Source organism: Actinocorallia lasiicapitis (assembly GCF_054778695.1).
The window spans coordinates 1-5,835 of sequence record NZ_BAAGZI010000368.1 but is presented as its reverse complement, the minus strand read 5'-3'; the positions used below and the strand labels follow the sequence as shown (position 1 = coordinate 5,835).

Annotated in this window: 8 protein-coding genes; 4 read left to right on the top strand and 4 right to left on the bottom strand. The window is 71.7% G+C overall.

What is annotated here, in order from left to right; genetic code table 11:
- Positions 1–220: hypothetical protein (locus tag ACYVE7_RS27790; RefSeq protein ID WP_460368678.1), on the top strand; the 220-nt coding region annotated here is incomplete at its 5' end.
- 19 nt (positions 221–239) lie between these two features.
- On the opposite strand, the gene ACYVE7_RS27785 is transcribed toward ACYVE7_RS27790, so the two are convergent.
- Entirely contained in the window at positions 240–884 is a 645-nt protein-coding gene (locus ACYVE7_RS27785; RefSeq protein ID WP_460368676.1) for a TetR/AcrR family transcriptional regulator, read from the bottom strand.
- Between the two features lie 124 nt (positions 885–1,008).
- Between ACYVE7_RS27785 and ACYVE7_RS27780 the strand changes: the two genes are divergently transcribed.
- The 3 genes from ACYVE7_RS27780 (at position 1,009) to ACYVE7_RS27770 (ending at position 3,391) form a co-directional block, all read left to right on the top strand.
- Positions 1,009–2,151, top strand: a complete 1,143-nt coding sequence (locus ACYVE7_RS27780; protein ID WP_460368674.1) for an acyl-CoA dehydrogenase family protein — start codon at positions 1,009–1,011, stop codon at positions 2,149–2,151.
- Positions 2,152–2,219: 68 nt separating this feature from the next.
- On the top strand, positions 2,220–2,948 hold the full coding sequence (locus ACYVE7_RS27775; protein ID WP_460368672.1) for an SDR family oxidoreductase: 729 nt from the start codon (positions 2,220–2,222) through the stop codon (positions 2,946–2,948).
- Positions 2,945–3,391: a MaoC family dehydratase gene (locus ACYVE7_RS27770; RefSeq protein WP_460368670.1), complete on the top strand. Its 447-nt coding sequence runs from the start codon at positions 2,945–2,947 to the stop codon at positions 3,389–3,391. The genes ACYVE7_RS27775 and ACYVE7_RS27770 overlap by 4 nt, the downstream gene beginning before the upstream one ends.
- Here ACYVE7_RS27770 and ACYVE7_RS27765 read toward each other — a convergent pair.
- From ACYVE7_RS27765 to ACYVE7_RS27755, 3 genes are all read right to left on the bottom strand, one after another.
- Entirely contained in the window at positions 3,388–4,011 is a 624-nt protein-coding gene (locus tag ACYVE7_RS27765) for a GmrSD restriction endonuclease domain-containing protein (protein ID WP_460368669.1), read from the bottom strand. The genes ACYVE7_RS27770 and ACYVE7_RS27765 overlap by 4 nt on opposite strands.
- A 153-nt stretch (positions 4,012–4,164) precedes the next feature.
- On the bottom strand, positions 4,165–4,977 hold the full coding sequence (locus ACYVE7_RS27760; RefSeq protein WP_460368667.1) for an oxygenase MpaB family protein: 813 nt from the start codon (positions 4,975–4,977) through the stop codon (positions 4,165–4,167).
- A gap of 74 nt (positions 4,978–5,051) precedes the next feature.
- Positions 5,052–5,835: hypothetical protein (locus ACYVE7_RS27755; RefSeq protein WP_460368665.1), on the bottom strand; the 784-nt coding region annotated here is incomplete at its 5' end.

Below are 5,835 nucleotides of genomic sequence, written 5' to 3'. Positions count from 1 at the left end.
GCTGGCGCTGCGCTGCGTGCCCGACGGCGAACTGGACGCCGCGGCGGCCGCGCTCACCGGGCGGCTCGCCGAGGTCGAGCCCGAACTGGTCCGCCGCACCAAGAACACGCTGCGGCTGGCGTCCGACGGCCGTGACCACGCCTCGGCCCTCGCGCACGAGACCGCCGAGCAGATGTGGTCACTGACGCTTCCGACGACCGCGGCGCGTATCGTCCGCTGACCCCGGCAGGACCGCCGGCTCAGCCGGCGGGCGTCACCGCGGTGAAACGCAGGGCCAGGCCGTCGAGGAGCGCCGACAGGCCGGTGTCGAACGCCGTCCGGTCGATCTCCTGATGGTGCTCGGCCAGCAGATGGGCCTGCGGCGCGAGATGCGGGTAGTCGCCGTCGTAGACGGCCGCGTCGGCGGGGAAGCCGCCCGCGAACGAGCCGAGCGCCGAGCCGGTGATGAACCAGCGCATCAGCGCGCCGATCCCGGTGGCCTCCCGGCGCGGCCAGCCCGCCTCGACCAGCCCGCCGAAGACGGCGTCGGCCAGCCGCAGCGCGTTCGGACGCCGCCCGGGGCCGCGCGCCAGCACCGGGATCACGTTCGGGTGCTTCTGCAGCGCGGCGCGGTAGGAGCGGGCCCAGCCCTCCAGGGCGGCCCGCCAGTCGGTGCAGGGCGAGGCGAACATCGTCAGGTCCACCTCGCCGATGACCGCGTCGACCACCGCGTCGAGCAGCTCTTCCTTGGTGGCGACATGGTTGTACAGGGAGGGGCCGCTGACGCCGAGTTCGGTCGCCAGCCGCCGGGTCGAGACCGCCTCGAGCCCCTCGGCGTCGGCGAGGTCGAGGGCGGCGGCGACGATCCGGTCGCGGCTGAGCAGCGGACGGCGGGGCCGCGCCACGGGTGTCTCCCTTCACGGGTTGCGGAACCCGGTCATTGTGCCAGCGACCAGGAAACTTGCGGTGCTAGTTTATTTCAGGATAAAACTCGCATTGCTAGTTTTAGTGCTGGAGCGGAGATCCCTCGTGAATCTTGAACTCTCGGACGAGCAGGCGGCCGTCAAGCGGATGGCCGCCGACTTCATCGACCGCGAGGTGCTGCCCCACGTCGCCGCGTGGGACCGCGCCGAGTCCGTCGATCGGAAGATCGTCGGCCGGATGGGCGACCTCGGGCTGCTGGGCGTCACGATCCCCGAGGAGTACGGCGGCTCCGGCGGCGACCACACCGCCTACTGCCTGGTCCTGGAGGAACTCGGACGCGGCGACTCGGCCATCCGGGGCATCGTCTCGGTCACCCTCGGCCTGGTCGCCAAGACCATCCTGACCTACGGCACCGAGGAGCAGAAGAGCTCCTGGCTGCCGCGGCTGACCTCCGGCGAGTCGCTGGCCTGCTTCGCCCTCACCGAACCCGGCACCGGCTCGGACGCCGGCAACCTCACCACCCGGGCCGTCCGGGACGGCGGCGACTGGCTGATCACCGGCTCGAAGATGTTCATCACCAACGGGACGTGGGCGGAGGTCGCCCTCGTGTTCGCCAGGACCGGCGGAGCGGGGCCCAAGGGTGTCACGGCCTTCCTGGTGCCCGCCGAGCTGATCGGCCGGCGCGAGATCCACGGCAAGCTGGGGCTGCGCGGCCAGGCCACCGCCGAACTCTCCTTCGACGCCGTCCGGGTGCCGGACTCGGCCCGTCTCGGCGACGAGGGAGCCGGGTTCAAGGTGGCGATGGCGGCGCTCGCCAAGGGCCGGATGTCGGTCGCCGCGGGCTGTGTCGGGCTCGCGCAGGGCTGTCTGGACGTCGCCGTCGCCTACGCCAGGGAACGCGAGCAGTTCGGCAAGACGATCGCCGGGCACCAGCTCGTCCAGGAGCTGCTGTCGGACATCGCGGTCGACGTCGCCGCCGCACGGCTGCTGACCTGGCGGGTCGCCGACCTGATCGACCGGGGCCTGCCGTTCGCGACCGAATCCTCGATGGCGAAGCTGTTCGCGTCCGAGGCGTCGGTCCGGGCGTCCAGCAACGCGCTGCAGGTGTTCGGCGGCTACGGCTACATCGACGAGTACCCGGTCGGCAAGATGCTGCGCGACGCCCGCGTCATGACCCTGTACGAGGGCACCAGCCAGATCCAGAAGCTCGTCATCGGCCGGGCGCTGACCGGGGTGAGCGCGTTCTGATGCGGCCGGTGCCCTGCGCGCGGCCGTCCGCATGGAGAGCTGAGCGGGAAACCGAGGAGGAGACAGAGATGGGCCGGTTCACCGGGAAGGTCGTCGTCGTGACGGGCGGCGCGCAGGGCATCGGCGCCGCCACCGTCCGGCGGTTCACCGACGAGGGAGCGACCGTCGCCGTGGTCGACCTCGGCGCGGCGGCGCGGACCGGCCACCCGCACGCCTACGACTGCGACGTCACCGACGCCGCGGCCGTCCAGGCGGTCTTCGACCGCGTCGCCGCGGAGCTCGGCGGGCTCGACGTGCTGGTCAACAACGCCGGGATCATCCGCGACAACCTGCTGTTCAAGATGTCCAAGGACGACTGGGACGCCGTCCTGGACGTCAACCTGACCGGGGTCTTCCACTGCTGCCGCGCCGCCCAGAAGCACATGGTCGCGCAGCGCTCCGGCAAGATCGTCTCACTGAGCAGCCGGTCGGCGCTGGGCGCGCGCGGCCAGGCCAACTACGGGGCCGCCAACGCCGGGATCCAGGCGCTCACCGCGACCCTCGCGATCGAGCTGGGCCCGTTCGGGATCACGGTCAACGCGGTCGCGCCCGGCTACATCGCCACCGCGATGACCGACGCGACGGCCGTCCGGGTCGGCGCGACGCCCGAGGACCACCAGGCCGAGGTCGCCGGACGCACCCCGCTGCGCCGGGTCGGCCGTCCCGAGGAGGTCGCCTCGGTGATCGCGTTCCTGGCGAGTGAGGACGCCTCGTACGTGTCCGGCCAGACCCTGTACATCAACGGAGGCGCACGATGATCTTCAAGGATCTGGACGCGCTGGCCGCCGCCGTTGGGACGGAGCTGGGCGTCAGCGACTGGATCACGATCGACCAGGACCGTGTCGACCGCTTCGCCGACGCCACCGAGGACCACCAGTGGATCCATGTCGACGCCGAGCGCGCCGCCGAAGGCCCCTACGGGCGGACCATCGCCCACGGGTTCCTCACCCTGTCGCTGATCTCGTACTTCGGGCAGGTCGCACGGGTCGAGGGGGTGCGGATGGGCGTCAACTACGGGCTGGACAGGGTCCGGTTCATCACCCCGGTCCCGGTCGGCTCGCGGGTGCGCGGCCGGACCGTGCTGAGCGCCGCCCATCCCGTCGAAGGCGGCCTCCAGACGGTCCGGACCATCACCGTGGAGATCGAGGGCGCGGCCAGGCCCGCGTGCGTCGCCGAGAGCCTGGTCCGCTACCTCCGCTAGCAGTAACCGAGCATCGAGGTCAGCGCGGTCTTCTCGGTGCTCTGCAGGGTGAGGGCGTACTTGTACTTCACCGTGATCCAGCTCTTGGCGTAGGTGCAGTAGAAGCCCGTCAGCGACGGCTTCCAGGCGGCCGGGTCCTTGTCGCCCTTGGCCTGGTTGACGTTGTCGGTGACCGACCAGAGCTGCGGGCTGGACAGGTCGTTGGCGAACGACTGGCGCTTGCTGGTCGTCCAGGCCCACGCACCGGACTTCCAGGCCTCCGACAGCGGGACCATGTGGTCGATGTCGATGTCGCTCGCGGCCGTCCAGGTGGCCCCGTCGTAGGGGCTGTACCAGGAGCCCGAGGTCGCCGCGCAGGACGAGTTGACGACGACGCCGCTGCCGTCGCGCTTGAGCGCGGTCTCACGCGTGTTGCAGGCGCCGCTGATGGTGATCCAGTGGGGGAACAGGTCGCGGTTGTAGGTGGAGGCGTTCGACTCGGCGGCGACGGTCAGCGCCGCGAGCTGGGACTGGGCCGTCGCCTTGGTGGGGATGCCAGGCGGGGTGGCGTGTGCGGTCCCTGCGCCGCAGAGCGCGGCGGCCAGCAGGGCGGCGGACAGGACGGTGATGACTCGCTTCATCGAGCCTTCTCCTTCTGCCGACATCCCGGCCCGGTCGGGGGAAACCGGGACATAGCGGGATGTCTATGGGCAGAAGAAAGATCGCATTATACGTATGACCGCGGAAGATCCAGAAGCGTGAAGATCCGGTTAACTACTGACGGTCGAACGCCGCTAACGGCGGACGGCGGCGCGCTGGTAACGCGGCCAGCGCAGCCGCCGGGCCACGGGGACGCCGAGCCGCGCGGGGAGTTTGCGGAGCGGGCGCGGAGTCAGGTTCATCACCAGCCGGACGTTCCACAACAGCCAGCGGAAGACCAGGTCGCGGCGGCGGTTCCAGGGCAGCCCGTACTGCTCCCTGATCGGCGCGGGCAGCAGCCCGGCCGTGACCAGCCGGAAGACGACCATCGCCGGGTAGAGCAGCCAGCGCAGCGTCGGCGGGTACAGGACGTCACGGGCCTGCTCGCGGGCCGTGTCGCTGACCTGGAGGGTGGCGACCATCTCCGACCAGTAGGCCGCGAAGGCGCGGGCGTCGGCCGGGAGCGCCTCGCGGGGCGCGCCGAGCAGCTCCGCCAGGACCACCGACTGCTGGTAGTACTCCTCGGCGCGCTCCGGCGCGAGCGGCCCGAACATCCGCTCGTAGAGCTCCTTCGAGAGCTGGAAGAGGGTCGCCTGCACCCAGAGCAGCAGCGCGGGATCGTGCGCCGAGTAGCCGGGCCCCCGGACGGCGTCGTGCCGGCGCATCGCCGCCCACGCCACCCGGTGGGCCTCCTCCTTCGTTCCCCAGACCACCATCGCCAGATAGTCGAGGGTGGAGAACAGCCGCGGGAACGGGCTCGACCGGAACCCGCTGTGCTCCGCGACGCCCTGGGCGACGCTCGGGTGGGCGAGCTGGAGCAGCAGCGCGGGCCCGCCGCCGAGGATCGCGAACGGTTCGGAACCGATGTCCCGGATCGCGCTGGCGTCGTCGAAGAACCCGGGCTTCATCTACCGTCCTCACCTTCGTCCGTACGCCTCCAGTGTGGCCGGAACGGGCCGGTGGGCACAGACCCAGGCGGGCGTCAGCGTTTGGCGCGGCCGCCCGGCGCCGTGACCAGCGCGCCGAGCCGGATCCACGGACGGGTCGGTCCCCAGGCGGAGGCGTCGATCGACGGGTCGGCGTAGCAGGGCACGTCGTCGTCGCGGAGCAGCCGTTCGACTCGCGGCTCGTCGAGCGAGGACGCCGCGAACGCGTACAGTTCGCGCAGCCGCGGCACGATGATCCCGTGGTCGAGCAGCCGGGGCAGCCGCCCCTCGCCGCGCAGCACGTCCGCGACGCTCAGCCCGGTCAGCGGATACCCCTGCGGGAAGGAGTCGCGCAGATCGAGGAAGAACCCGACGGCACGGCCGCGCGGGTCGGCGAGCCGCGGCCCGAACGGCGCCAGCGCCCCGAGCGCGAGCCGGGGACGCGCGGCCAGCGCGTGCGTGTACAGCACCCGCAGCAGCGCCACGTTGATCATCAGCCGTTCGGCGGGCAGCTCCCGTTCGGCCAGCGCCTCGTTCGCCAGATAGCCGCCGACGATGCTCGCGTTGTGCGCCCGGAACCAGGAGCTCCGGGACGGCGTGCGGAGGAAGTCCAGCCAGAACCGGACACTGTCCGCAGACGGAACACCCGACGTGCCGCTCAGCAGCGCCGCTTCGGCCTTGTCGCACAGCAGCCGGTCGTTGACCGCGCGCCACCAGCGGCTGCCCGTCCGCGCCGCCAGCACGCCGCGGCTGATCTCCCAGCGCAGGAACCCCAGCTCCGCCCGCCCGTAGCCGGCCGCGACGCCCCGATAGAACTCGCCGGCCAGCGCGAGCCGGGCC